Source organism: Alcaligenes parafaecalis, assembly GCF_026344135.1.
In the GTDB taxonomy this organism is placed as follows: Bacteria; Pseudomonadota; Gammaproteobacteria; order Burkholderiales; family Burkholderiaceae_B; genus Alcaligenes; species Alcaligenes parafaecalis.
On record NZ_JAPKNA010000001.1, the window covers coordinates 314,953 to 341,783 of the forward strand.

Below are 26,831 nucleotides of genomic sequence, written 5' to 3' on the forward strand. Positions count from 1 at the left end.
TCATTGGAGGGCTGCCCGGCAATAAAAAAACCGCCATGCAATGAATGCTGGCGGTTTTTTTGTGTTTGCAGCGCGGGAGCCTGTCCGGCTTGTGCTGCAATGTGTCTTGCCTGAAGACCTTACATTTGGGATTGCTGGTAGTTTTCCAGACCCACTTTTTCGATCAGGCCCAGTTGCTTTTCCAGCCAATAAGTGTGGTCTTCTTCCGTGTCGCGCAGTTGGGCCAAAATAATGTCGCGGGTGACAAAGTCGCTGGCGGATTCGGCCAGTTCAATGCCCTTTTGCAACGCAGCGCGAACCTCATATTCCAGCTCCAGGTCCTTGCGCAACATGCCGACCACGTCCTTGCCGGGCTCAAATGCATTGGGGCGCATATCGGGAATACCGTCGAGCATCAGGATGCGACGGATCAGGGCGTCAGCGTGCTGGGTCTCTTCTTCCATTTCGTGGTTCATGCGCTCGTAGAGCTGGGTGAAACCCAGATGTTCGTAGAAGCGGGAGTGGATGAAGTACTGGTCGCGCGCTGCAAGTTCGCCACGCAACAATTGGTTCAAATAGTCAATGACCTCTGGATTGCCTTGCATGATGAGTCGCCTGTATGAAGAAGATGTCAGCTGTAGAGTATAGGCCATCAGGACAGATTCTCTGTGGCACCAAATGGCAAGCCCGCGTGGAAACATTCTTATACAGTCTGTGTTGTGATTTCCCGGCTCCCGGTGCAACCCCTTTCCGATTGTCTTCATGATCAGGCTCGGGAGCAGGAAAAAAGAATAATTCCTCATCTGCTCAAGGGTTTTTATGTCCTATTCTTTCGCTGCTTGTGGCCTGGTCCTGGCCTTGTCGACTGTGGGTGCCGTTCAGGCTCAATCGGCTTCTGATGCTGCCGTACCGGTCAATGTCGACAACTTCATCCGTGCGGAATCTGACCTGTATATGGGAAAGATGGTGGCAGATGGAGCCTTGGGGCGCTTTGTCCACAGTCGTGAGCCGGTGTCGGTTGATGCTCAAAGCGTGATTCGCATGAATCGCGATACCTTGTATTCCTCCGCTGTGTTTGATCTGGATGCAGGCCCGGTCACGGTGACCTTGCCCGAGGCGGGCGGTCGCTATATGTCGATGCAGGTTGTCAGCGAAGACCACTTTATTCCTTCCTTTAATTACGCGGCAGGCGATTACATCCTGGACAAGGAAACTATCGGCACGCGTTATGTCTTTGTCTTGATTCGTACCTTGGCTGACCCGAACAGTCGCAAGGATCTGGATCAGGTCCATGTTTTGCAGGATGCCATCAAGGTGAAGCAGGCCAAGGTAGGCGAATTTGTAGTGCCTGAATGGGATGCAGTCAGCCAGAAAAAAATCCGTGATGCCTTGCTGGTCCTGGGTGATAGCAACCCTCATTACGAGCGAGCCTTCGGCCCCAAGGGCGACGTGGATCCTATCCAGCATTTGATCGGAACAGCTACGGGCTGGGGAGGGAATCCTGCCAAAGACGCTACCTATCTGGGTGGGGATGTACCGGTGAATGACGGCAAAACCTTCTACCGTCTGACGGTGGGTGAAGTTCCTGTCAAAGCGTTCTGGTCAGTCTCGGTCTACAACGCAGAAGGCTACTTTGAGAAAAATGCCTACGATGCCTATTCCTTGAATAGCCTGACTGCCAAGAAACAGGCGGATGGCAAGGTAGTGATTCAGTTTGGTGCGTGCGATGGCAAGGTTGCTAATTGTTTGCCCATTGTTCCAGGTTGGAATTTCACCATTCGACTGTATCAACCGGGCGAAGAGTTCCTGAGTGGTCGCTGGAGCTTCCCCAAACTTGAACCCCTGACCCCCTAAACGGAGAGCCATGCATGTTTAACGCAATGACGTGTCATCGGACTTGGTTGGGCGTAGCGGGCGGCCTGTGCTTGCTGGCCTCCGGGGCTGTGCATGCCCAGGCTCAGCCTGCGGCCAAAGTGACCGATCCCCATTTCAAGTTGGCGCCCGGTTATTTGAAACCGGCAGATCTGCCCGATAGCTTGATGCTTCTGGGCGCGCCACCGGCTAAAGACAGTGCGGCCTTTGCGCGTGACGAGGAATCGCGCCAGGCGGCCTTGGCGCTGAAAAAGTCTGCCCGCTGGGATCTCGCGCATCAGGATGCGGATTTGGTTTTTCCCCGACCCGCTCAAAACTACTCGTGTGCCTTGGGAGTTCGGATCGACGAGTCCACAACGCCTGTTATCTACCAAATGATGCAGCGCTTGCTGACGGATGCAGGTTTGTCCACTTATGGGGTGAAGAACAAGTATCAACGAGTCCGGCCTTTCGCTTTGCATCAGGAAGGCACCTGCACACCGGGGGACGAAGACTTGTTGCGCAATGACGGCTCTTACCCCTCCGGGCATACCGCGGCGGGTTGGGCCTGGGCTTTGGTGCTGGCGCAAATTAGCCCTGAACGCAGCAATGAGCTTCTGGCTCGTGGGCTGTCCTTTGGTCAAAGTCGGGTGATTTGCAACGCCCATTGGCAAAGTGATGTCGATGCAGGACGGGTCATGGGGGCGGCGACCGTTGCACGTCTTCAAAGTGATGCGGCTTTTCAGGCGGATATTCAAGCCGCTCGACAAGAGCTGGAAAAAGCGAAAGCAGCCCAAGGAAATGAGCCCCTTGATTGCGTGGCAGAGTTAGCCGCGCTGTCCTAAGGGTATCGATTCACCTCCGCTTTTGGTTATCCAGGCAGCCAAACAAGCGCTGTCTGGGTAAGCGTGCGCGCATAGCAAGTGGGGAGTGACTCACAGAGGGGGGAATAATGAGAGTTTTATATAGTCAAACGGTCTTGGCCGTCGCGCTGGGCTTGAGCTCGGGTACGGTGCTGGCGCAAACATCGGACCCTAGCACTGCAGTGCAGGTGGCGATGGCCTCACAGGCTGATGAGTCGCCCTGGCAGTTTAGTGTCAGTCCTTACTTTTGGATGGCAGGCATCCAGGGCACCTCGGGGCAGTTCAATTTGCCTCCGGCGGACATGAAGTCCGATTTCGGACAGATTTTTAATGAACTGGATTTTGCCTTTATGGGCATTGTGGAAGCCCGACGTGGGCCGTACAGCATGTTGGGTGATCTGTCCTATACCAAGACCTCATTAAAGAACGCAACACCGCAAGGGCTGCTGGCCGACAAGGTGGGCGTGACTTCCGAGGCTTTTTCAGCCTTGTTGGCGGGTGGCTACACGGTGTACCAGTCCGGACGTGACCATCTGGACGTGATCTTGGGAACGCGTGTCTGGAATGTCAAAACCACGATGCGTTTTCAAGGCGGTGCCTTGGATGGGCTAAAACGCAGCGACAGTGCCACTTGGGTCGATGCCGTGGCAGGCCTGCGTGGCAATTACTTCCTGACGGATAAGGCCTATATGTTGGCATGGGGAACCATAGGTGCCGGGCAAGCGGATCTGGACTGGGATGTGGCGGCCGGATTCGGATATGAAGTTCAGAAAAATCTGTCTTTGACTGCGGGCTATCGCATGCAAGGTGTGGATTACAGCAAGAACGGGTTTGTATTTGATGTCATCCAGAAAGGACCGATCCTTGGGCTGACGTATCGATTCTAAGGACGACCTGACAAAGAGCAGGGACGTTCTTGTAAAGCCATAACGACAACAGGGAGGTGGCATGAAATATAGACACATGGTGCTCGTAATGAGCGCACTGGGTTTGGCGGGTGTCAGTCAGGCGGAAGAGGCGGGGCTGGCCAAGCAATTGGCTAACCCGGTGGCGGCGATGATTAGCGTGCCTTTTCAATATAACTACGACTCGGGGTATGGCTCTGAAAAAGGTTATCGCTCCGTATTGAATATCCAGCCGGTTATTCCTATTTCGGTCAGCCAGGATTGGAATCTGATCTCACGAACCATTTTGCCGGTGATCGATCAGCACAATATGGTGGGTGCGTCGGGTAGCCAGTCCGGTTTAGGGGATATTACGCAAAGCTTTTTCCTGTCTCCCAAAGAGCCGGGTTCCAGCGGCTTGATCTGGGGGGCCGGGCCAGCCTTGTTGCTGCCTTCAGCCACAGACTCCATGTTGGGCGGAAAAAAATGGGGGGCAGGGCCCAGTGCCGTTCTGCTTAAACAGGAAGGGGGCTGGACCTATGGCTTGCTGACCAATCATATTTGGTCGTTTGCAGGCAATCGGGACCGCAAGGATGTCAGCTCTACCTTTGTGCAACCCTTCGTCTCCCACACGACGCCTACTGCCTGGACATTTGGTGTTGATACGGAGAGTTCCTATGACTGGAAAGACAAGGAGTGGGCGGTGCCGGTGAACTTTACCGTCTCGAAGCTGGTGAAGATCGGGGCGCAGCCTGTCAGCTTTTCATTGGGGGCACGCTATTGGGCGACCGCGCCGGATAACGGGCCTAATGGTTGGGGCGTACGGGCTGGGGTGACGTTCCTGTTCCCGAACTAGTCCAGTTTTCGGTTTGGCGCAGCGTTGGGTGTAGCGAAGTCCACCCTCACACCTAATGTCCGTGAGCTGTTTCTGACCCGAGGTAGCGGGAGGGCGTGCTTCCTGTCCAGCGCTTGAAGGCGCGGGTGAAGTGGGCCTGATCGCTATAGCCAACCATATAGGCAATCTCTGTGGCGGTGTATTGGCCGCTAGTGATCAGAAGCAGGGCCTGGTTGCGCCGGGTTTCGTCACGAAGCTCCTCAAAATCCAAACCGCAATATTTCAGCCTGCGTTGCAAGGTTCTGGCGGATAGTCCTACTGATTTTGAAATTGGCCCGAGCTTGGCGAGCTCCTGATCGGCGATATGCAGCAAGAGCTCATCGGCGGTTCGGGTGGTGGAGTGCAAGGCCTCCGTGGTTTTCCAGGCCTCGTCGCGCTTGTGGGTGAGGGGCTGCTCCATCAAGTCGCGATCAAATTCGATCATATTGTATTGAGCCCCCGTAATGATATCGGGGCCCAGGCACTCTTCCAGTGCGTCATCGCCTTTCTTTCTGTTCGCTTTGATATGGACGCGAATCGAGGAGGGGGCGCCCGCCATGAGCGGGACTTTGCGCAGCACCGTCAGGCTACCCAGAATAAACTGCTCCGGATCGGCCTCGTACTGGCCGGTGAACTGATGGATCATCTTGATGCGGCGGCCTTCTGTCACCACTTTGACTTCCCCGCCCTGGTGCAGCATAGCGGCATGGGTTGCCGCCAGGGTACAGGCCTGGGCGATATTGCCGGAGCGCATCACCATCTCCCCCCATGCCCCTAGCGAGCGAATTTCAGTCAGGTGGCCTACATAGGCGCCACTGAATGGGTCTTGGGCGATAGCAGCCATTTCATTGGCAATGCGAAAGCAGGCGGCGCGCGGGAGCCAAATATCAGGGCTTTGGAAAATATGGCTGGAAATGCCCATGCGCTGGAGAAACTCCAGCACGGATACGCCGCGCATGGCCAGATAGGGAGCCATTTGCAGCATGCTCCGCAGCTTGATGCAGGGTACGGTGGTAGTAGTCATGGGCATGCACACCTAGAGAGGGAGGTGATACGCTGAGCCGAGTTTGATGCCAGGAGCATAAGGTCTTGATATGACGTGTGCCGGATGCAGCTTATTGTTGGCGGTGTGTTCTGCAAAAGGGCGCGATGACCTGTTTATCTGCCGTAGAGTGTAGCGGAGCGTATCTAAAAGTCGCAAGCAAGTAAAAATAAGGATTGAATCCAGCACGAAAGTTCTGTTTAGTGTCTGGGTTCTCAGTCTCTGGTGCTTGATGTGCTTTGGTATTGCCAGCCTGGTTTTGGGTTGGGTGGGTGGGCGGCAGCGTGTTCTTTCCTGTCGTAAACAGAAAAGCAAATCGACCGCGTGGCGGACAGCGCTTGCTGCGGGTAAATCCCGCTCTGTACTCAAGCGCTACTATCAAATCAGTCTATTTTGAGCGTGTTTCATAGCGCTCTTGCGCGATTTTATTCAAGTTATCGGGGTGATTTTCATGAGTCAGGACGCCTTTATTTGTGACGCAATTCGTACGCCTTTCGGACGTTATGGCGGTTCGCTGTCCGCTGTGAGGGCGGATGACCTGGGTGCAGTACCTATCGCCGCGCTGATCAAGCGCAATCCGCAAGTCGATTGGTCCAAGCTGGATGACGTAATGTACGGTTGCGCCAACCAGGCCGGTGAGGACAACCGCAACGTGGCGCGTATGTCGGCGCTGCTGGCTGGTCTGCCCGTGGATGTACCCGGTGTCACCTTGAACCGTTTGTGCGGTTCGGGTCTGGACGCAATTGGTTCGGCTGCTCGTGCCATTCGTGCGGGTGACGCTTCGTTCATCCTGGCCGGTGGCGTGGAAAGCATGAGCCGCGCTCCCTTTGTAATGGGCAAGGCGGAAACCGCTTTCTCCCGCAGCGCCGGTGTGTACGACACCACGATTGGCTGGCGCTTCATCAATAAGGCGATGAAAGAGCAGTACGGTGTGGACTCCATGCCTGAAACGGCTGAAAACGTCGCTCAGCAGTTCAATGTGTCCCGTGAAGACCAGGACGTGTTTGCCTTGAACAGCCAGTTGCGTGCGGCTGCGGCTCAGGAAGCGGGCATTCTGGCGGAAGAAATTACTCCTGTGATCATTCCCCAGCGCAAGGGCGATCCCATTGTGGTGGACAAGGACGAGCATCCTCGTGCAACCACCCTGGAGTCGCTGACTCGTCTGAAGCCTGTCGTGCGTGCTGATGGCACCGTGACGGCTGGTAATGCCTCTGGTGTGAACGACGGTGCTTGCGCGCTGCTGGTCGCCAACAAGGCAACAGTGGAAGCTCAAGGGCTGACTCCACGGGCTCGTGTCGTGGCGATGGCCTTTGCCGGCGTAGAACCACGCATCATGGGGATTGGCCCGGCACCTGCCAGCCAGAAAGTCCTGGCCTTGGCCGGTCTGACTCTGGATCAAATGGATGTGATCGAGTTGAACGAAGCCTTCGCCGCGCAAGGTCTGGCGGTGACTCGCATATTGGGTCTGGCTGATAACGATCCGCGCGTGAACCCGAACGGGGGCGCGATTGCTCTGGGTCACCCATTGGGTGCCAGCGGTGCGCGTCTGGCGATTGCCGCCATTAACCAGTTACACCGTACAGGCGGACGCTACGCCCTGTGCACCATGTGTATTGGTGTCGGTCAGGGCGTCGCCTTGATTCTGGAACGCGTCTAACTAAGGTCGCGGGGAAGGCAGGCCGGTAATACGTTCACCGGCCTGTTTGCCTGCTTGCTTGAACCAGCCTTGCTCCATCTCCAAGGCGTAGCGTACAGGTCGCACCGGGCAGTGTGACTGAAGATCAAAGGGCTGCATGGCTTCAATATTGCTGATCGTACCGTCCTCGGTAAGGAAGGCAATATCCAGTGGCAAAGGTGTATTCTTCATCCAGAAGCAAGGCGTTCCGGTGTGCTCGAATACAAATAACATGCCGTGATCGGGAGCCAGGCTTTCTCGATGCATCAAGCCTTGAGCACGAGTCTCGTCGCGATCTGCCACTTCAGCCTGGATTTTTTTGGAACCCAGGGTCAGTGTCAGGGTGGGCAGAGTCTCATCCGCCTGGACTGGAGCGCTGATAAAAAGAGCCGCCAGGAGACAGGCAAAAAAAACAGGGCGCGCAGGCCCCGTAGTCGTAGTGCGATACTGCATGTGTTGCGAACCTGCTTTTGTTAGAATCGAGAGCGCAAGAGATACTAAGGCGCAGTAATATTGAGTGCCTGCTTGCCTTTGGGGCCTTGGGCGACTTCATATAGAACTTTCTGGCCTTCTTTCAAGGTCTTGAACCCGTTCATCTGGATGGATGAAAAATGAGCGAAGAGATCTTCGCCACCGTTATCGGGCGTAATGAATCCAAAGCCCTTGGCGTCATTGAACCACTTAACGGTCCCGGATAGTTTTTGATTGTCTCCAGTGCCTGCGGTGGTGGTAGTTTCCGACATGCTTGCTGCCTCTCAACTTAGTGTATGGTTGATACTTTTTTCGACCCCTCCCTGGGCCTGTGATCGCGGCACCTCACTTTTTTTTGTGAAGTTGACACGATCAGTCGGATGATGCTGAATTTTGTTCCCCCCAGTCAACCTATGGAAAGCACCTAGTTCTGTATTATGGCCATTGAGATCGATAAGCAAGGCGCCACAACGGTAGAGCGCCAATCCGCGCGGCTTGCCCCACCTCCCATGTATCAGGTCATCTTGCTGAACGATGACTACACGCCCATGGAGTTCGTGGTGAATATACTGGAGCGGGTTTTTTCCAAGACCCCCGAGCAGGCCGAACAGCTTATGCTTAAAGTACATTACGAGGGCAGGGCCGTCTGTGGGGTGTATCCCCGCGATATCGCGGCCACCAAGGTGGAAATTGTGCGACAACTGGCGCAGTCGCGACAGCACCCTTTGCAGTGTGTGATGGAGCCGGTGCCTGATGCTTGACCATTTAATGGTTTACCGGATTGTTCAGATCAGGCAAATTAGTCATAGAATAGTCCTAACCCCTAGTTTTACTCTTGCCGTGTAGGAGGAAGCATGATCTCCGAAGAACTTGAAGTCAGTCTACACATGGCCTTTGTCGAGGCTCGTGCCGCGCGCCATGAATTCATCACGGTAGAGCATCTGCTGTTGTCCCTGCTCGATAATGCCTCCACCCTGGAGGTGTTGAAAGCATGTGCTGCCGATATTGATGCACTGCGCCAGAATTTGCGTAAATTCATCAACGAAAACACGCCCACCTTCCCTGGCGAAGGCGAGGTCGATACCCAGCCCACGCTGGGTTTTCAGCGTGTTATCCAACGTGCCATCATGCACGTATCGTCCAGTAACTCCGGCAAAAATGTGGTCTCCGGAGCCAATGTTCTGGTGGCGATGTATGGGGAAAAAGACTCGCACGCTGTTTATTACTTGCAGCAACAAGGTGTCTCGCGCCTGGACGTAGTCAATTTCCTCTCGCACGGCATCACCAAAGCCAATCCCGAGCCTGCTGCGCCTGAACCTCCCAAAGCCTCGGCTGCCGCCGAAGCGGATACCCGTTCGGACGCCCAGAAATCCCCGCTGGATCTGTACGCCACAGACCTGAACACGGAAGCTAGCCTGGGTCGTATTGACCCCTTGATTGGCCGTGAGAAGGAAGTGGAGCGTGTGATTCAGGTCCTGTGCCGTCGCCGCAAGAATAATCCCTTGCTGGTGGGTGAGGCTGGCGTGGGTAAAACCGCGATTGCCGAAGGCCTGGCCCTGCGCATTCAGCGTGGTGATGTGCCGGATATCCTGAGCGAAGCCCGAGTCTACGCGCTGGATATGGGTGCCTTGCTGGCCGGTACCAAGTATCGAGGCGACTTTGAGCAACGCTTGAAAGCAGTACTCAAGCAGCTCAAGGAAACTGCACAATCAATTTTGTTTATCGACGAAATCCATACCCTGATCGGTGCCGGTTCGGCTTCGGGCGGGACCTTGGATGCGTCCAACCTGCTCAAGCCTGCGCTGTCCTCCGGTCAGCTCAAGTGCCTGGGTGCCACCACCTATTCGGAATACCGCGGAATTTTCGAGAAAGACCACGCCTTGTCGCGCCGCTTTCAGAAAATTGATGTGGCCGAGCCAACGGTGGAGCAGACCATCCAGATTCTGCGTGGCCTGAAAGCCAATTTCGAGGAGCACCACGGCGTACGTTACTCCGCTGCTGCTTTGACGGCGGCTGCCGAGCTGTCCGCACGTTACATCAACGACCGTTTCCTGCCCGATAAGGCTATCGACGTTATCGACGAGGCCGGTGCAGCGCAGCGTTTGCTGCCACGTTCCAAGCAGAAGAAGGTCATTGGCAAAACGGACATTCAGGCAACGGTATCGCGCATTGCCCGCATTCCGCCTCAGACGGTTTCCAGCGACGATCGCAATAAGCTGGCAACCCTGGCTCGCGATCTGAAATCGGTGGTGTTTGGTCAGGATGTCGCGATTGACGCCTTGGCCGCTGCCATCAAGATGGCGCGTTCCGGTCTGGGTCTGCCCGACAAGCCCATTGGTTCTTTCCTGTTCTCCGGCCCGACCGGCGTGGGTAAAACCGAAGTGGCTCGCCAACTGGCCTTTGTGTTGGGCGTAGAGCTGCTGCGTTTTGACATGTCCGAGTACATGGAGCGCCACACTGTGTCGCGCCTGATCGGTGCCCCTCCGGGCTATGTCGGTTTTGATCAGGGCGGTTTGCTGACCGAAGCCGTAACCAAACAGCCGCACTGCGTGCTGCTGCTGGACGAAATCGAGAAAGCGCACCCCGACGTCTACAACATCCTGCTGCAGGTGATGGATCACGGCACGTTGACGGATAACAACGGCCGCAAGGCAGATTTCCGCAACGTCATCCTGATCATGACCACCAATGCCGGTGCTGAGGCGTTGAACAAAACCAGCATTGGCTTTACCCAGCCTCAGCGCTCGGGTGATGAAATGCAGGATATCAAGCGTCACTTCTCGCCGGAGTTCCGCAACCGTCTGGATGCGATCATTGGCTTCAAGTCCCTGTCGCGTGACATCATCCTGCGCGTCGTCGACAAGTTCCTGATGCAACTTGAAAACCAGTTGCACGAGAAGCGCGTTGAAGTGTCCTTCTCGGATGCCTTGCGCGAGCATCTGGCGGCCAAGGGCTTTGATCCTGCCATGGGTGCCCGTCCTATGCACAGGCTTATTCAGGACACGATCCGCCGTGCCTTGGCAGACGAGCTGTTGTTTGGCCGTCTGGTCGATGGCGGTCAGGTCGAAGTGGATCTGGACGAGAACGGTGAGGTTGTACTGGAATATCCATCTTCTGGACCTGATGAGCCCGGTAGCAAAACCTCGTCGCGTCCCGAGCCGGAATTAGTCGACTAAGCCGTGAGGGCATCGCGCCCCTTAATCGTCTGTACGCACTGTGACACCGTACATGAGAGAGTCCCCGCTCAAGGAGCGGGGCTCGCTCGTTGTGCACGCTGCGATAATGAACTTTACCGTCACAGCCGCTTCTCGCCTCGCGAATGGCAAGCGCTGGTTCTGGCGGTGTTCATTCTTTTTCTGATTGCCAATCTGTTTCCCGTTGTCCATCTCAGTATGGCGGGTAAAACAGTGTCGCCCACCTTTCCCAAAGCCTTGTTGCTGATCTGGCAGCAGGGGCATTGGAGCCTGTCCGTGATGGCAGGGCTGGTGGGTTTCTGGCTGCCCCTCTTTCAATTGATTTTCCAGTTCTGGGCCTTGGGCCTGCTGGCGCGTGGACGTCCTTTGCCGGGTGATTTTGGCTTCGGCCTGCGTGTATTGGGACATCTGGGGCATTGGTCCATGACGGCTGTCCTGTTCCTGGGCCTGTTGGTTGCCATTGTGAAGTTTGCCGGGATGGGGCATTTAACAATGGCGCCGGGCATGTATGCCTTCTTTGCGCTGACCTTTCTGCTGACCGGCTTGAGCCGTATCACGGCACACCGCCTGTGGCATTGGGCAGAGGACCGTGACCTAGTTCCTGTCGCCACAAAGCAAGACCTGAAAGAAAACCCAGCCTGGACGGCCTGTTCGCACTGCGGTTTTCTGCAGTCCAGTCAAAACCAGCACTGTGATCGCTGCGGTGCTACGGTGCACAAGCGTAAACCCAATAGCCGCGCACGCGTAGCCGCTTTGGTAGCGACGGCTTGCGTCTTTTATATCCCAGCCAACGTCCTGCCAGTGATGGAGCTGCGCAGCATCGTGGGTAACAGTGCGCATACGATTTTGGGCGGGGTTATTGAACTTTGGCAGTTGGGCTCCTGGGACTTGGCTCTGATCGTTTTTATCGCCAGTATCGTCGTCCCGATTACCAAGCTTCTGGCCTTGATGGTCCTGCTTCTGGGGCGTCGTTGGCGCGGAAATGGCGTGCAGCGCCAGCGTAATCGAATTTACGATATGGTCGAGCTGATTGGACAGTGGTCTATGCTGGATGTGTTCGTCGTAGTTCTGATGGCGGCGCTGGCCAATTTCCCTGGTTTGTCACAGATTATTCCGGGTGCAGGAGCGCTGAGCTTTGGCATCGTGGTGGTCCTGACCATGTTGGCCGCGATCAGCTACGATCCGCGCCACGGCTGGGATCAGAATAACGATCAAGAAAACACAGTAGAACCGCAACATAAGCCGTCTCGGCCTGCCTCGCAGGCGACTTCCTGAAGGAAACAAGGTGCACGATTCAACCATTAATCCGCCTGATGCTCAGCCCGAGCCTGCACAGCCCAGGCTGATTCCCTCTCAGCGATCCCGTTTTTCCTGGATCTGGATCTTGCCCATTGCCGCCGCCCTGGTGGGGGCGTCCTTGGTGCTGCGTAACTGGATGTTGACCGGGCCGCGTATCACGATCAGTTTTGACTCGGCCGAGGGGCTGGCGGTGGATCAAACCAAGTTGCGCTATCGAGAAGTGGATGTGGGCACGATCTCCGACATTCAAGTCACTCCTGACCGTAAAGGTGTGTTGGTGACGGCACAGTTGGAGCGCGATGGTTCAGAGTTCATCACGCAGGAAGACACCCGATTTTGGGTTGTACGTCCGCGCCTGGGCTTGAGTGGTGTGTCTGGCCTGGGCACCTTGTTGTCCGGCGTTTATATCGGTGTGGATGCGCCGTTCGAGGTCGATAAAAAGTCCGAGCAATTGGAGTTTGTCGGTTTGGAAAGTCCGCCTGAGGTTATCAGTGGCCGTGCCGGTAAGCGTTATGTGCTGACAGCGCCCGCTTTGGGTTCTCTGGATCTGGGCTCGCCCCTGTACTACAAGGGAATTCAGGTGGGGCAGGTCAGTAGCTACGAGTTGAATGACGAAGGCGATGGCGTACGCGTGCAGGTATTTGTGGATGCCCCCAACGATAAGTTCGTGACTCAAGGGTCGCGCTTCTGGAACGTCAGCGGCGTCAATATGTCCTTGGATTCCACTGGCTTTAATGTGCGTACTCACTCTTTGGTCTCTGCCCTGGCAGGGGGCCTGGCCTTTGATCAGATGGAAGGTGAGCCTACGGAAGTGGCGGTTGCGGATGCGCAGTACGAGCTTTTCCCCACCGAGGAACGCGCGATGGCCGAGCCGGATGGCCCCGCTGTTGAGCTGCGATTCCACTTCCATCAATCGGTGCGGGGTCTGGTGCCGGGCTCCAAGGTGGAATTCCGGGGGCTTGAGCTGGGTCAGGTGTACGACGTCGATCTGGAGTTCGACTTCGAGCGCAAACGCTTCTTTGCTCTGGTCAAAGCCCGCATCTATCCGCAGCGCTTTGGTCGTTTGTACGAGCGGGTGGTACAGAGTCAGTCGGATGAAAAAGATCCTGTCATTGCCTTGTTCAAGCCTATGGTCGAACGTGGCCTGCGCGGTCAGTTGCGTCCTGCCAGCCTGATTACCGGCCAGCAATACATTGCCCTGGAGTTCTTCGACAAGGCTCCTGACGCTGACTTTGATGAAAACGCCAAACCTTTGATCGTGCCTGTGATTGCCGGTGATTTTGACCGTCTGCAAGAACAAGTCAGCGATATCGTCACCAAGATTTCTGCGATTCCGTTCGACCAGATCGGTAAGAATCTGCAAAGCGGTTTGAGCGAGCTGGGTCAGGTGCTCAAGCAACTGGACAAGACGACGGTGCCACACCTTAATGGTGCCCTGAAGTCCATGGACGCGGCAGTCCAGAAACTGGGTGCCATGCTGGATTCGGATTCTTCTTTCAACACCTCTGTGGATCAAACCTTGAGCGAGTTGAAACGCTCCCTGCGATCCTTGCGTGATTTAAGCGATACCTTGCAAAGCCAGCCCTCGGCGGTGTTGCGAGGTCGTTCCCCTGACGTGCTGCCGGAGCCTGCGCCATGATGTCCCGTTTCTTGATTCCCGTGGTACTGACCGCTGTGCTGACGGCCTGTGCTTCGACCACGCCAACGTACTACACCTTGCAAGCGTCCAGCGCAGCACCGGCGGTGGCGGCTCCGACCGCCCAAGCCTGGAAGGGCTTTCAATTGCGTCGTATGGATGTGCCTGCCCAGTTGGATCGTCGATCCTTTGTGCTGACACAGGCGGAGGGTGGGCAGGTCAAGCTGCTTAACGATAGTCAGTGGGCGTCGCCTTTGCCCGATGAGATGTCCCTGGCTTTGGTGTCAGGCTTGCAGGATCGCTTGGGTGTACCTCAACTGGCCAATGCCGCGGCCAAAACACCGCTTTGGCAAATTGATGTTCTGGTGCAGCGTTTTGAGTCCGTTTATGGTGAACGCGCCACCCTGGAACTGAGCTGGACCTTAAGCCCGGTGGGCTTTAGCGCTAAAACCCAGCAGTGCCGCTGGCTGGATTCGGAACCGGCTGCTAGTGTGCCCGAGCTGGTCCAGGCGCATCGCCAATTGCAGCAACGCTGGGCAGACGCCTTGGCCGCGCAAATGCAAGGCAGACCCGTTCCGGCAAACTTGAGCAAGGCCATGCTCTGCACGAGTTAACCTCTAAAGTTAACTTTTTCTTGTCCGGGTTAACCTGAATACAGATTTGGGTTAACCGTCAGTATTATTTCGGCTTATCGCAGTCAACAAAGCGTAACCGGGATAAGAAGCATGGCGAGCACAACCTTAGGGATTAAAGTCGATATAGAACTGCGCGAGCGTCTGCGGCGTGCGGCAGATCAGTTGCAGTGCACACCGCATTGGCTGCATAAGCAGGCCTTGCTCTCCTACATTGAAGGGATAGAGCGCGGTGTATTGCCCAGTGAATTGGCTTTGCTCAGCGGGGGCGATGCTGAGGTTCCTGAAGACGGTGTGCTGATGCCCGCCATCCCGTTTTATGGCTTTGCTCAGGACGTACAACCGCAAAGCGTGTTGCGTGCCGCGATCACCGCGGCCTACCGTCGTCCAGAAACCGACTGTTTGCCTTTGCTGCTGAGCGCAGCGCGTTCCTCGCAAAGTGCACGTGCACAGGAGTTGGCCGCTCGTCTGGTAAAAGCCCTGCGCGCCAAGCGCCGTGGCGGTGGCGTGGAAGGCCTGATTCAAGAGTTCTCTTTGTCCAGCCAGGAAGGCGTGGCCCTGATGTGTCTGGCCGAAGCCTTGTTGCGTATCCCCGACCGTGCCACACGCGATGCCCTGATCCGCGACAAAATCAGTCATGGCGACTGGCGTGCCCACATGGGCGAGTCGCCCTCGCTGTTTGTGAATGCCGCCACCTGGGGCTTGATGCTGACGGGTCGTCTGGTCAGTGTGAATAGCGAAAAGAATCTGTCCTCAGCCTTGACCCGCATGATCGGCAAGGGCGGTGAGCCTTTGATCCGCAAAGGCGTGGACGTTGCCATGCGCATGATGGGCGAGCAGTTCGTGACGGGGCAAACCATTGCTTCCGCACTGGCGAACAGTCGCAAATTTGAAGAACAGGGTTTCCGTTACTCCTACGACATGCTGGGCGAAGCGGCTACGACTGCCGAAGATGCGCAGCGTTATTACCAGTCTTATGAGCAGGCCATCCACGCGATTGGCCGTGCCAGCCAGGGACGCGGGATTTACGAAGGTCCGGGTATCTCCATCAAGCTCTCCGCGCTGCACCCACGCTATAGCCGCGCCCAGCGTGATCGCGTCATGCGTGAGCTGTTCCCACGCCTGCTGTCCTTGGCGCAATTGGCTCACCACTACGATGTGGGCCTGAATATTGATGCTGAAGAGGCCGACCGTCTGGAAGTGTCCCTGGACCTGCTGGACAAGCTGTGTTTCGACCCCTCGCTGGCAGGCTGGAACGGTATTGGTTTTGTGGTGCAGGCTTATCAAAAGCGTGCCCCTTTTGTGATCGATTACCTGATTGATCTGGCTCGTCGCAGTGGGCACCGCCTGATGCTGCGTCTGGTGAAAGGCGCGTACTGGGATTCGGAAATCAAACGTGCCCAGGTCGATGGTCTCGAAGACTATCCGGTCTACACCCGCAAAGTACATACCGATGTGTCTTACCTGGCCTGCGCCCGTAAACTCTTGCAGGCGCCCGAAGCGGTGTACCCGCAGTTTGCGACGCATAACGCACAAACCTTGGCCGCTATTTACGTGATGGCGGGTCAGAATTATTACACCGGTCAATACGAATTCCAGTGCCTGCATGGCATGGGTGAAGACTTGTACGACGAAGTTGTCGGCCCTATCAAAGATGGCAAGCTGAATCGTCCTTGCCGTATTTATGCACCTGTGGGTTCGCATGAAACCTTGCTGGCATATCTGGTGCGTCGCCTGCTGGAAAACGGTGCGAATACCTCCTTCGTGAATCAGATTGGTGATGCCGATGTGGATATGGATCAGTTGATTGCTGATCCTGTCGCTCAGGCCTTGAGTCTGCAGCCGTTGGGCCGTCCGCACGACAAGATCCCGCTGCCGCGTCAGTTGTACTGGGACGCCGAGCAACGTATGAACTCTGCCGGTCTGGATTTAAGCAACGAGCATCGCTTGGGTTCCCTGGCCGCGACCTTGATGCAAACTGCCGCCTTGCCGCGTCAGGCTCAGCCCATCCTGGGGCAGGGTAGTCCGGTCTGGGACGAGTCGCGGGCAATCATCGTGCGCAATCCGGCGAATCATCAGGATGTGGTGGGGCAGGTTATGTACGCCACCGCTCAGGATGTTGAGCAGGCTCTGGAAGCCGCGACGCATTACGCGCCGATCTGGCAAGCCACGCCAGTCGAAGAGCGCGCGGCAGCCTTGCAACAGGCCGCCCAACTGCTGGAAGACCATATGCAGGATTTGATGGGCTTGCTGGTGCGTGAAGCAGGCAAGTCCTACGCCAATGCCATTGCCGAGGTGCGCGAAGCTGTGGACTTCCTGCGTTACTACGCCGGGCAAGTTCAGCGTGATTTTGATAATGATGAATACCGTCCAGTGGGTGTGGTGCTGTGTATCAGCCCCTGGAACTTCCCGCTGGCTATTTTCCTGGGCCAAGTGTCGGCAGCCCTGGCGGCCGGTAATGTCGTCCTGGCCAAACCGGCTGAACAGACTTGCCTGATTGCTGCGGCTGCGGTGGAACTGTTGCACAAGGCCGGGATTGCCCCCGGTGCCTTGCAGCTCTTGCCCGGTGATGGTCCCTCCGTAGGGGCCCCGTTGGCTGCCAGCGAGCAGGTCAATGCCGTCATGTTTACCGGCTCTACCGCCGTGGCAATGGGATTGAACCGCCAATTGGCCACACGCTTGACCGCAGAAGGACAAGCCGTTCCCCTGATCGCTGAGACGGGGGGGCTGAATGCCATGGTGGTCGACAGCTCGGCCTTGCCCGAGCAGGTGGTGTTTGACGTGCTGAACTCGGCCTTTGACTCTGCAGGACAGCGCTGTTCGGCATTGCGTTTGCTGTGTATTCAGGAAGACGTTGCCGAGCGTGTGCTGACGATGCTCAACGGCGCCATGCAAGAGTTGAGCGTGGGCAACCCTGATCTGCTCAGTACTGACGTAGGCCCGGTGATTGATGAAGAAGCCCGTGCCGGAATTGAAGAGCACATCACGAGCATGCGCAGCGCGGGCTTCCGTGTGACGCAAAGCGAGCAAAGCCGCAGCCTGATCGGCACCTTTGTCCTACCCACGATTATCGAGATTGAACAGGTTAAAGACCTGGAACGCGAGATCTTCGGTCCTGTGCTGCATGTGATGCGCTTCAAGCGTAGCGAGCTGGATAGCCTGATCGATCAGATCAACGAGCGTGGCTATGGCCTGACCTTCGGCGTTCACACCCGTCTGGACGAAACCGTGCAGCGCGTGGTTTCCCGCATCCATGCCGGTAATGTGTACGTGAACCGCAATATGGTTGGTGCCGTTGTAGGTGTACAGCCTTTTGGTGGTGAGGGCTTGTCGGGTACTGGCCCCAAAGCGGGCGGCCCTTTGTACCTGCGCCGTCTGTTAAGCCGTTGCCCCCAGAACTTGCCACTGCAAGGCTGGCAAGAGCAGGGTGCTGTATTGCCCGGCCCAACGGGCGAGGCCAATATTTATCAGTTGCACCCACGAGGTCGCGTCCTGTGCATGCCTGTTAGTGTGCACGGTTGGCAGGCTCAGCGCGAAGCCTGCGCACGCAGTGGGAACCAGGCCATTCTGCTGGATCGTTTGGGTCTGGGTAACTGGCAAGATGCACCTGCCGAACAAATCACCATGTCCGATTTGGGTGAGGCAGATTATGATGCTGTTTTGTTTGAAGGCGACAGCGACGAACTCCGGCAAGTACTGGGTCAAGTGGCTGAACGCCGTGGCCCTATCGTTGGGGTCCAGGGGCTGTTAACGCAGGAATTGGAGGGGGGCGCGGCATACGTGGTCGAGCGTTTGCTGCGCGAAGTCTCGGTCAGTACCAATACGGCGGCAGCCGGGGGTAATGCCAGTTTGATGATGGTGGGTTGATATCAAATGGCACCCGTTTCTATGCACACGTTTGGTCGCACATTTCACCTGGAGCGGCGGCCCTGCGTTCATTCTCACGGCAAGGGCCGACTTGTAGCGCGGCTATATTAAAAAACGAAGGAGAACAATATGCAGTCCATCACGACCTTTAAATTGGCCTTGGTTTCGACAGCGGTTTTCGGTGCACTGGCGGCTAGCCCCGCCTTGGCCGCTGACAAGGTAATCAAGCTGGGCTTTTCGGCTCCCTTGACGGGCCCGCAAGCTCACTACGGTGAAGACATGCGCAATGGTCTGGTGCTGGCCCTGGAAGAGGCCAATGCCCAGAAAATTGAAATTGATGGCGCAACCGCCCGCTTTGAACTGGTGGCCAAGGATGATCAGGCTGACCCACGTACGGCGGTTCAGGTTGCTCAGCAAATTGTGGACGACGGCGTTGATGGCATTTTGGGCCACTTCAACTCGGGCACCACCATTCCTGCTTCGCGTGTGTACAACGACGCGGGTATCCCTCAGATCGCCATGGCGACCTCGCCTGAGTACACCCAGCAAGGTTACGACAACACCTTCCGCATGATGACCAGCGACACTCAGCAAGGTGCGGCTGTGGGCCAGTTCATCGTCAAGGATCTGGCGGCCAAGAAAGTGGCCCTGATCGATGACCGTACCGCATACGGCCAGGGTCTGACCGACCAGGTTGCCCGTGCGGTAGAAAAAGCAGGTGGCCAGATCGTGGCCCGTGAATACACCACGGACAAAGCCAACGACTTCACCTCCATTCTGACCAACATCAAATCCAAACAGCCTGATGCCATCTTCTTTGGTGGTCTGGATGCCCAGTCTGGCCCCATGAAGCGTCAGATGCAGACGCTGGACATCAAGGCACCGCTGGTTTCGGGTGAGATGACCCGTAGCGACACCTTCCTGCGTCTGGCCGGTGCCGCTGCTGATGGCACATACGCCTCCCTGGCTGGCGTTCCTTTGTCCACGATGGCGGCTGGCGAGAAGTTCGCCAAAGACTACCAGGCCCGCTTCAAGGCTGATCCCGGTGTCTACGCGCCTTACGCTTATGACGGTGCCTGGAACATGATCACCGCCATGAAAGAAGCCGGTTCTTCCAAAGCTGAGGACTACCTGCCCAAGCTGGCTGGTATCAAACGCAATGGCGCTACCAGCAGCAACATTGCCTACGACCAGAACGGCGACCTGAAAGAAATCGCCGTCACCATCTACGAAGTTAAAGATGGCAAATGGACGATGGTGAAAACCATGGTCAGCCAGGCGAACTAAGCGCGCTTGATCCTGCAGTTTGAGCCCTTCGGGGCTCATCTTTACCGTGGCCTGCTGCTGGCAGGCCCACGCTCCCTGTTCTATCGCCGTGCGCCAGGGCAAGGAGCAATGACCACGAGTCCCGATCTATGGAAATCCTGATACAACAACTCATAAATGGCCTGACCGTGGGCAGTGTCTACGCCTTGGTGGCGCTGGGCTACACCATGGTGTATGGAATTATTGGTCTGATTAACTTTGCGCATGGTGATGTCGTCATGGTGGGGGCCATGTTGGCAACGACCGTGGTCTTGTCGCTGGTTGGCGCAGACCCGGCTGGCTTGTCCGCCTGGTTGATGGTTGGTTTGGCCCTTTTGGCCGCTATTCCCCTGTGCATGGGCATAGGCTGGACTGCCGAGCGCTATGCGTACCGTCCTTTGCGCCGCGCACCTCGTCTGGCTGCACTGATCACCGCAATCGGTGTGTCTTTTATTGTGCAAAACCTGGCCATGATGATCTGGGGCCGCAATTACTTGAGCTTTCCCCACATTATTGAACCCGTCGTCTTCCAGTTGGGGGGCGCACGGATCAGTCTGCTGCAAATTCTGATCATTGCCGGAGCGGCCTTGATCATGTCCGGCCTGATGGTGCTGGTGCACCGCACCCGGCTGGGAACCGCCATGCGTGCCACCGCGCAGAACCGCGAAGTCGCCGGTCTGATGGGCGTGAATATCAATACCGTTATTTCGGCTGCCTTTGTGATCGGCTCGGCCCTGGCCGCCGTCGCTGGCGTCATGATCGTGACCTATTACGGCGTCGCGCAATACACCATGGGCTTCATGCTGGGCCTGAAGGCCTTTACCGCTGCAGTGCTGGGCGGGATCGGGAACCTGGGCGGTGCCATGTTGGGCGGTTTGCTGCTGGGCTTGATCGAAGCCCTGGGCGCAGGCTACATCGGTGACCTGACCAATGGGGTGTTTGGCAGTAACTATCAGGATGTGTTCTCCTTCATCGTGCTGATCTTGGTGCTGATTTTCCGTCCCTCGGGCCTGTTGGGTGAACGCGTGGGAGATCGAGCATGAGTTTGAATCAAACACTAAGTGGCGCTGGCTCCAAACAGCGTCCCGCAACCCCCGCTAAAGTCTGGGTGGGTGCGCTGCTAATTGGTGTGGTCCTGGCCATTTTGCCGTTTGTTCTGGGCATGGCTGGTCAAAGCTGGATTCGCACCCTGAACTTTGCCTTGCTGTATGTGATGTTGGCCCTGGGCCTGAACATCGTGGTGGGTTTTGCTGGTCTGCTGGATCTGGGCTATATCGCTTTCTATGCCGTAGGCGCCTATGTCTGGGCCATGCTGGCATCGCCGCATTTCGGTTTGCACTTGCCGTTCTGGATGGTGTTGCCTGCCGGTATTGCCTTGGCTGCCGTATTCGGTGTGCTGCTGGGCTTTCCGGTCCTGCGCTTACGAGGTGACTATCTGGCGATTGTGACCCTGGGCTTCGGTGAAATTATCCGCATCTTCATGAACAACCTGGATGCGCCCGTCAATATCACCAATGGCCCGCAAGGGATTAACCGGGTCGATACCTTCAAGATCGGCGATTTCATCTTCGGTAAAGCGGAAACCCTGTTTGGCATACGAATTACGGGGCCGGAGAAATACTACTACCTGCTCCTGCTGATTACGCTGCTGATCGTGTTCATTTGCGTACGCTTGCAGCATTCCCGTATTGGCCGAGCTTGGGAAGCCATTCGTGAAGACGAAATCGCTGCCAAGGCCATGGGTATCAATACCCGTAACGTCAAACTGCTGGCCTTTGCCATGGGCGCAACCTTTGGTGGCGTGGCAGGGGGCTTGTTCGCTTCCATGCAAGGTTTCGTCAGCCCAGAGAGTTTCAGCCTGACAGAATCCATCTCCGTGCTGTGTATGGTGGTGCTGGGTGGCATGGGCCATATCCCCGGTGTGATCGTGGGTGCCTTGTTGCTGTCTGTCTTCCCGGAGCTATTGCGTGCCGTGGTCGTACCCTTGCAGCAAAGCGTGTTCGGCGACGTCATCCTGGACCCGGACGGTATTCGTATGCTGCTGTTTGGCTTTGCCCTGGTGCTGGTCATGATCTATCGCCCTGAAGGCTTGTGGCCCTCGGCAGTGCGTCGTCGTGAGCGCAAAATGAAGCAGGTGCAAGCATGAGTCTTACCATGAGCAAACAAATCCCCGATGGCGAAGTCCTCTTGCAGGCAGAAAGCTTGTCCAAACGCTTTGGCGGCTTGCAGGCTTTGTCTGAAGTCAGCTTCAGTATCCGCAAAGGCGATATCTACGGCCTGATCGGCCCGAACGGTGCCGGTAAAACCACGCTGTTCAACGTGATGACAGGCTTGTACATCCCCGAGTCAGGCCGTTGCACCTTCGCAGGCCGCAACCTGACCGAGTGCAAACCGCATCAAATCGCAGAGTCCGGTTTTGCGCGTACCTTCCAGAACATCCGCCTGTTTGGCAGCCTGTCTGCTCTGGAAAACGTCATGATCGGCCGCCACGTTCGCACCCGTGCAGGCGTGCTGGGGGCGGTGCTGCGTAACCGAGCAACTCGCAAGGAAGAAGAGCAAATCGAGGCCCGAGCCTATGAGCTGCTGGATTATGTAGGCATAGCCCAGCACGCCAACGAGATTGCACGTTCCCTGTCCTACGGCGACCAACGTCGCCTGGAGATCGCCCGCGCACTGGCAACCGATCCTATGCTCTTGGCGCTGGACGAACCTGCCGCCGGTATGAACCCGTCCGAGACAGTAGTGCTGCGCCAACTGATAGAAAAAATCCGTGGTGACGGTATTACCGTCCTGCTGATCGAACACGATATGAAGCTGGTGATGGGCCTGTGTGACCGAGTCCTGGTGCTGGAATACGGCAAAGTGCTGGCCGAAGGCAAACCCGCCGAGGTCCAACACAACCCGCGCGTGATCGAAGCCTATCTGGGTGCAGGAGCAGCTAAAGAGCTGGGCATTATCGTTGAAGAGGAGCAGGCATGAGCACAGAACCGTTAATGCTGGATATTCGGGGTCTGGATGTAGCTTATGGCGGCATCCGGGCGGTACGTGGCTTGGACCTGCGGGTGGGCAAGGGCGAACTGGTTTGCCTGATTGGTGCCAACGGTGCCGGTAAAAGCACGACGCTGCGGGCAATCACAGGCCTGGTGCCTGCGGCTGCGGGACAGATCGAACACCAAGGCGAGAGCATCGTTGGCCTGCCATCGCACCAACTGGTGAGGCGCGGCGTGGTCATGGTGCCGGAAGGGCGAGGGATTTTTCCGCAACTGACAATCGAAGAAAACCTGGCCATGGGGGCGTATACCCGCAAGGACCACCACGAAGTACGCCAGGATATCGAGCGTATCTATACCTTGTTCCCGCGTTTAGCTGAGCGTAAGAAACAATCGGCAGGGACTTTGTCGGGCGGGGAACAGCAGATGGTGGCAATGGGACGGGCGATGATTTCTAGACCTTCATTGCTGTTGCTGGATGAGCCTTCTATGGGTTTGGCCCCCATCATGGTCGAACGGATTTTTGAGCTGATCCAGACGATTGCCAAGGAAGGCGTGACGATTTTGCTGATTGAGCAGAATGCGCGACTGGCTTTAGAGCTGGGGGATCGGGGGTATGTGATGGAGTCAGGGCGGATTATCCTGGAAGGCCCGGCCGCGCAGTTGCTGCATGATCCGAAGGTGAGGGCGGCGTATCTGGGGGAAGAGGATTTTGCGGTGTAAGTAGGGTTCGGATTTGGAGAAAAAGCCAATCAGCTTTAGGGTGATTGGCTTTTTGCCTCCTGGGTTAGGCCTTATAAGTAGCACAGATTAACGTATAAGTGTCTGCTTTCGACCCAAAGCAGACGCTCACCCGCTTCGCCTGAATATCTGTTTACAACCCGATGTTTTGATTCGGCTGGGCTATCTTGTTGTTTCGTTGCTAATAAACTGAGCCAGAGGTTTAGCGGATCATATAGCGCTATCGCTCATTCACATCGCAAAGCAGTTGTCAAAAATCAGGCTACGGCTGCAGATCCTCGTTTTTGAGAAGGTTCTTTGCTACAACAGCTTCATCAAAAGCTTTCACTAGATTTTTTGTGTGAGTCTTTAAATTTTCGACGAAGCTGTAGTTCAGCAAGAAATAGCCTCTTTGGATTCTTATATCTGGATACTTGTCTTTAAAGTCGCTTGGCGCCCTTCCATCAGCATGCACGAGGTAATGTCGGACTTCGAGATATGGGATCGCTGATTTAATCAGACCGTCATCAACACCAAGTGCCAATTTACTGGATATTTTTTCAAACAACTTGAGTGTGCTTTTTTCTGCTTCGAGTGCCTGGAAAACTGAATCCGTTATCAATCTAGCAATGGATTTCCAGTCGCCAGCAATTAGAATGGCCTTTGCATCAAATTTTACTGGGTGTTCGCCAATTATTCTGCCAGCGTCAAAGCCGTTGGCTGCGGATTTTTCAAGTATAGTTCTCAGGTAGTGTGTTACTTCTTCATAAAGATCCTTGATATATGAAGAATATACTGTTTGCCTGAGGTGATTAATGAGCAGCTTTCTGCTGCCATCCACATTCTTCCTTCGAATGAGATGACGGTGTTTTACTGGGTCGAGATTCTTTAGGACATGTGTTGAGTTTTTATCCGTTAATTCCCCATTGAGAATATTTGTACGGATTATATCAATCATGGTAATGTCGTCATCAAAGTAAATAATTTTTTGCTCAAATGCATGGTAGGCTTTGGTTTTCATTGTTCGATCTTAAATTAACATTATCATTTAAAGAGTCACTCCGATATTGCTTCGGCACATCTCACTTCACCCTTTGCAATAACCTAGAAAACTCGACTGCTAATTGAAGGTCGAGAAATCCTCAAGCCCGAATCCTCAGTTTTCGCAAGACTTTCTGAAGCGACTCTTCGTACTGTTCATCAGACGTAAAGTCTGCATAGAGTTTTTCTGAAAGAAAGGCAGGAATCTCACATTTTTCATAGAGAAGAGGAAGAACGACTACTCGCCCTTGTGATATCTCACGGTTGATCGCAATATTCAGTTCCTTTTTGACCCATGGTGCATTGATGGACTTAGAGGAAAGTACGACAGCGATATAGGGTGTTTGTTTTATCCCTTCGTCGATCTTAGCGATTAGGGAGTCGCCTACCTCGATTTCTGCTTCGTCAATCCAAACTTTGCTCACTCCATGTGTTTTCAGATCGTCCCGAAGTTGTCGAACAAACGGTTTGTCAGCACTGGTATGGCTCAAGAAGACACCATGGTACTTCTCATGTCTTAGGTTTTCCTTTTTCAAGGAAAGTGCATCGAGAATGAGGCGATTAGCGGACTCTTCAGAGGTTGGGGGCGTGATAAGCCATCCCTTAGCTGATGCTGCAGACACCTTCCCGCCGAGGCTATAACCTTCGGGGGTCAACGCAATTGACTCAAACCCTTTAACGTCCTCTACTGAAAGGCAAAGTGTCCATCCCGAAGTGGCAAGGATTTCAAAGTAGCGCTCAAAGGGACTTTCTTGGATGCTGGAGATACGACGACCTTTTTTAATCTGGAGATCTCCGTGCTTGACGATCGCTTTGACTTCAAGAGCTGCGTATCCTAAATATGTCTCACGGTAGCCAAAGAAATTCATACGCCTCGGCTCGGAAAGACACCAGACTACAGTCGTGCCGGCTTTGATTGCCGCATGCATCTCCTTTTCACGGTCGCTACTGTCATAGGCTGAATCGAGGTCATACTTTTCATCTTGCTTTTTCAGCTTACCAAGCTCGTTGTCATCGCCTGAAAACTCTCCTGCTGCTCCAAAGAGGAAGTGACTGTAGCTCTGAGGGTTGATGACGATTACGTCATACTCATATAGTGGGTAAGCTGACCGATCTTTATCGGACTTAACACTAATGAGCCCCAGTGTCTCAAATTCCACGCCATCGACAGGCTCTCCCGTATAGGTAAGACCGACAGTCAGAACACGTTTCATATGGCTTTCTACTCCAGCGTTTTTGGTGTTTTGTGCTTTGGCACGTTAGATTAATTCCTCGGCCAGCAATGCTTTCTATATTAAACTGTCGTCGTCAACTCGTATCTTAAAAAAACGAATGTCTGCCTCTAGCCGAAAGCAGACAGAATAGTAACTAAAAAAAAGAAATGTGTCTCTACATCGAATAAATAGAGAACTGAATTGTTAGCTGGTTTTTTATTTAAAATTCCTGCAATTGCAGAGAAATTTTAAAAGCCTTTAAAGAGAGTAATTTGATGCTTTGGTAGAATTAGATAATATTTTATTTTTTGCAGATATAGCTACTGGTTGGTAGATATATACGGTGCAAATAGCAGTTAGGGGTTTTGAGTGTACTCTGGGCGGCTGTTAGTCTATACCATAGCGACTACAGGATATAACCGGCAGGTTCCTATGTAGATAGAACTAGTCTGTGCCATCTAAAAAGACAGTGGGTCGAGACATGTATTTCTATGCGAACGACTCCGTTGTAAAGACCCACCAAGGAGAACAAAAAATGGATTTAGGAATTGCCGGACGACGTGCTTTGATCTGTGGGGCGTCGAGTGGCTTAGGCTTGGCGTGTGCTCAGGCACTAGCCGCTGAAGGCGTGCAAGTCACCCTGGTATCGCGCAACGAATACAAGCTGCAAGAAGCTGTCAAACTGATTCAAGTCTCTACCGGTGTTGCAGCTAAATGGATTGCCGCCGACCTTTCTCAGGCGGCAGGTAGACAAGCCGTAGCTGCCGCGTGCGTGGATATCGACATTCTGGTGACCAACGCGGGTGGGCCTCCGTCTATGCCTTTTGCTCAGTTGGAAACCTCTCATTGGCAAGCCGCGTTGGAGCAAAATTTCCTGGCAGCGGTGGAGTTAATTCAGGCTGTGTTGCCAGGCATGGTGAGCCGTCGCTTTGGCCGTATCGTCAATATCACCTCGGTGTCAGTCCGTTCACCTGTGACCAACTTGGAGCTGTCCACTGCCGCCCGTATGGCTTTGACTGGCTTCGTTGCCAGTGTGTCTCGCGAAGTGGCCCAGCATAACGTCGCGATCAATAACCTATTGCCCGGCACCATCATGACGGATCGCCTGCAGGAGTTGGGTCCTGTGGCTGAGAAAATGATTGCATCTGTACCCGCAGGGCGAGCTGGAACGCCGAGCGAATTTGGTGCTGCGTGTGCCTTCTTGTGCAGCGAGGCCGCAGGTTTTATCGTAGGTCAGAATTTGGCTATTGATGGTGGCTTGGTACGAGCTACGATCTGAGTTATTGAGTTTCAA

23 protein-coding genes are annotated in these 26,831 nt (G+C 55.1%); 17 read left to right on the forward strand and 6 right to left on the reverse strand.

Annotation, left to right across the window (positions count from 1 at the left end; genetic code table 11):
• Positions 1-119: 119 nt before the first annotated feature.
• Complete coding sequence (gene bfr, locus OSH09_RS01485) at positions 120-584, reverse strand: bacterioferritin (protein ID WP_207873967.1); 465 nt, start codon at positions 582-584, stop codon at positions 120-122.
• A gap of 214 nt (positions 585-798) precedes the next feature.
• On the opposite strand from bfr, the gene OSH09_RS01490 reads away from it, so the two are divergent.
• The 4 genes from OSH09_RS01490 to OSH09_RS01505 all read left to right on the forward strand — a co-directional run bounded on the left by OSH09_RS01490 (position 799) and on the right by OSH09_RS01505 (position 4,433).
• Positions 799-1,833 (forward strand): DUF1254 domain-containing protein, encoded by a 1,035-nt coding sequence (locus OSH09_RS01490; protein ID WP_266119923.1) that lies wholly within the window; start codon positions 799-801, stop codon positions 1,831-1,833.
• 14 nt (positions 1,834-1,847) lie between these two features.
• On the forward strand, positions 1,848-2,675 hold the full coding sequence (locus tag OSH09_RS01495) for an acid phosphatase (protein ID WP_266119924.1): 828 nt from the start codon (positions 1,848-1,850) through the stop codon (positions 2,673-2,675).
• A gap of 107 nt (positions 2,676-2,782) precedes the next feature.
• Positions 2,783-3,580, forward strand: a complete 798-nt coding sequence (locus OSH09_RS01500) for a hypothetical protein (protein ID WP_266119925.1) — start codon at positions 2,783-2,785, stop codon at positions 3,578-3,580.
• 88 nt (positions 3,581-3,668) lie between these two features.
• Complete coding sequence (locus OSH09_RS01505; protein WP_266119926.1) at positions 3,669-4,433, forward strand: transporter; 765 nt, start codon at positions 3,669-3,671, stop codon at positions 4,431-4,433.
• Between the two features lie 52 nt (positions 4,434-4,485).
• Here the strand turns inward: OSH09_RS01505 and OSH09_RS01510 are convergent, their stop codons facing one another.
• Positions 4,486-5,475: an AraC family transcriptional regulator gene (locus OSH09_RS01510; RefSeq protein WP_266119927.1), complete on the reverse strand. Its 990-nt coding sequence runs from the start codon at positions 5,473-5,475 to the stop codon at positions 4,486-4,488.
• A gap of 469 nt (positions 5,476-5,944) precedes the next feature.
• On the opposite strand from OSH09_RS01510, the gene pcaF reads away from it, so the two are divergent.
• The gene (gene pcaF / locus OSH09_RS01515) at positions 5,945-7,150 is read left to right on the forward strand and encodes a 3-oxoadipyl-CoA thiolase (RefSeq protein ID WP_207873971.1); all 1,206 of its coding nucleotides are present in this window, start codon (positions 5,945-5,947) and stop codon (positions 7,148-7,150) included.
• Here pcaF and OSH09_RS01520 read toward each other — a convergent pair whose 3' ends face one another.
• Together OSH09_RS01520 and OSH09_RS01525 are read right to left on the reverse strand one after the other, a co-directional pair.
• Positions 7,151-7,621, reverse strand: a complete 471-nt coding sequence (locus OSH09_RS01520) for a DUF192 domain-containing protein (protein ID WP_266119928.1) — start codon at positions 7,619-7,621, stop codon at positions 7,151-7,153. It lies immediately after the preceding gene.
• A 44-nt stretch (positions 7,622-7,665) separates the two neighbouring features.
• Positions 7,666-7,911, reverse strand: a complete 246-nt coding sequence (locus OSH09_RS01525) for a cold-shock protein (protein WP_207873973.1) — start codon at positions 7,909-7,911, stop codon at positions 7,666-7,668.
• A gap of 165 nt (positions 7,912-8,076) precedes the next feature.
• Between OSH09_RS01525 and clpS the strand changes: the two genes are divergently transcribed.
• The 11 genes from clpS (at position 8,077) to OSH09_RS01580 (ending at position 23,285) form a co-directional block, all read left to right on the forward strand.
• Positions 8,077-8,400 (forward strand): ATP-dependent Clp protease adapter ClpS, encoded by a 324-nt coding sequence (gene clpS, locus OSH09_RS01530; protein WP_189393176.1) that lies wholly within the window; start codon positions 8,077-8,079, stop codon positions 8,398-8,400.
• A 93-nt stretch (positions 8,401-8,493) separates the two neighbouring features.
• On the forward strand, positions 8,494-10,815 hold the full coding sequence (gene clpA, locus OSH09_RS01535; RefSeq protein ID WP_207873974.1) for an ATP-dependent Clp protease ATP-binding subunit ClpA: 2,322 nt from the start codon (positions 8,494-8,496) through the stop codon (positions 10,813-10,815).
• A 3-nt stretch (positions 10,816-10,818) separates the two neighbouring features.
• Positions 10,819-12,108: a paraquat-inducible protein A gene (locus tag OSH09_RS01540; RefSeq protein WP_266119929.1), complete on the forward strand. Its 1,290-nt coding sequence runs from the start codon at positions 10,819-10,821 to the stop codon at positions 12,106-12,108.
• A gap of 10 nt (positions 12,109-12,118) precedes the next feature.
• Positions 12,119-13,771 (forward strand): PqiB family protein, encoded by a 1,653-nt coding sequence (locus OSH09_RS01545; RefSeq protein WP_266119930.1) that lies wholly within the window; start codon positions 12,119-12,121, stop codon positions 13,769-13,771.
• Positions 13,768-14,382, forward strand: coding sequence for a PqiC family protein (locus tag OSH09_RS01550; protein ID WP_266119931.1), 615 nt, complete (start codon positions 13,768-13,770; stop codon positions 14,380-14,382). The genes OSH09_RS01545 and OSH09_RS01550 overlap by 4 nt, the downstream gene beginning before the upstream one ends.
• 111 nt (positions 14,383-14,493) lie before the next feature.
• A complete protein-coding gene (putA, locus tag OSH09_RS01555; protein WP_266119932.1) occupies positions 14,494-18,267 on the forward strand; it encodes a trifunctional transcriptional regulator/proline dehydrogenase/L-glutamate gamma-semialdehyde dehydrogenase in 3,774 nt (1,257 codons plus the stop codon).
• A gap of 129 nt (positions 18,268-18,396) precedes the next feature.
• Positions 18,397-19,554 (forward strand): branched-chain amino acid ABC transporter substrate-binding protein, encoded by a 1,158-nt coding sequence (locus OSH09_RS01560; protein WP_207873978.1) that lies wholly within the window; start codon positions 18,397-18,399, stop codon positions 19,552-19,554.
• Positions 19,555-19,682: 128 nt separating this feature from the next.
• Positions 19,683-20,615: a branched-chain amino acid ABC transporter permease gene (locus tag OSH09_RS01565; protein ID WP_207873979.1), complete on the forward strand. Its 933-nt coding sequence runs from the start codon at positions 19,683-19,685 to the stop codon at positions 20,613-20,615.
• The gene (locus tag OSH09_RS01570) at positions 20,612-21,718 is read left to right on the forward strand and encodes an ABC transporter permease subunit (RefSeq protein ID WP_222668406.1); all 1,107 of its coding nucleotides are present in this window, start codon (positions 20,612-20,614) and stop codon (positions 21,716-21,718) included. The genes OSH09_RS01565 and OSH09_RS01570 overlap by 4 nt, the downstream gene beginning before the upstream one ends.
• A gap of 8 nt (positions 21,719-21,726) precedes the next feature.
• Positions 21,727-22,551: an ABC transporter ATP-binding protein gene (locus tag OSH09_RS01575; protein WP_222668405.1), complete on the forward strand. Its 825-nt coding sequence runs from the start codon at positions 21,727-21,729 to the stop codon at positions 22,549-22,551.
• Positions 22,548-23,285 (forward strand): ABC transporter ATP-binding protein, encoded by a 738-nt coding sequence (locus tag OSH09_RS01580; protein WP_035268170.1) that lies wholly within the window; start codon positions 22,548-22,550, stop codon positions 23,283-23,285. Before OSH09_RS01575 ends, OSH09_RS01580 begins: the two co-directional genes overlap by 4 nt.
• Positions 23,286-23,565: 280 nt before the next feature.
• Here OSH09_RS01580 and OSH09_RS01585 read toward each other — a convergent pair whose 3' ends face one another.
• Entirely contained in the window at positions 23,566-24,303 is a 738-nt protein-coding gene (locus tag OSH09_RS01585; protein ID WP_266119933.1) for a hypothetical protein, read from the reverse strand.
• A 121-nt stretch (positions 24,304-24,424) separates the two neighbouring features.
• Positions 24,425-25,537 carry a toll/interleukin-1 receptor domain-containing protein gene (locus OSH09_RS01590; RefSeq protein ID WP_266119934.1) on the reverse strand — a complete coding sequence of 371 codons (1,113 nt, stop codon included), beginning with the start codon at positions 25,535-25,537 and terminating at the stop codon, positions 24,425-24,427.
• Positions 25,538-26,072: 535 nt separating this feature from the next.
• On the opposite strand from OSH09_RS01590, the gene OSH09_RS01595 reads away from it, so the two are divergent.
• On the forward strand, positions 26,073-26,816 hold the full coding sequence (locus tag OSH09_RS01595) for an SDR family oxidoreductase (protein ID WP_266119935.1): 744 nt from the start codon (positions 26,073-26,075) through the stop codon (positions 26,814-26,816).
• The last annotated feature ends 15 nt before the right edge of the window (positions 26,817-26,831 follow it).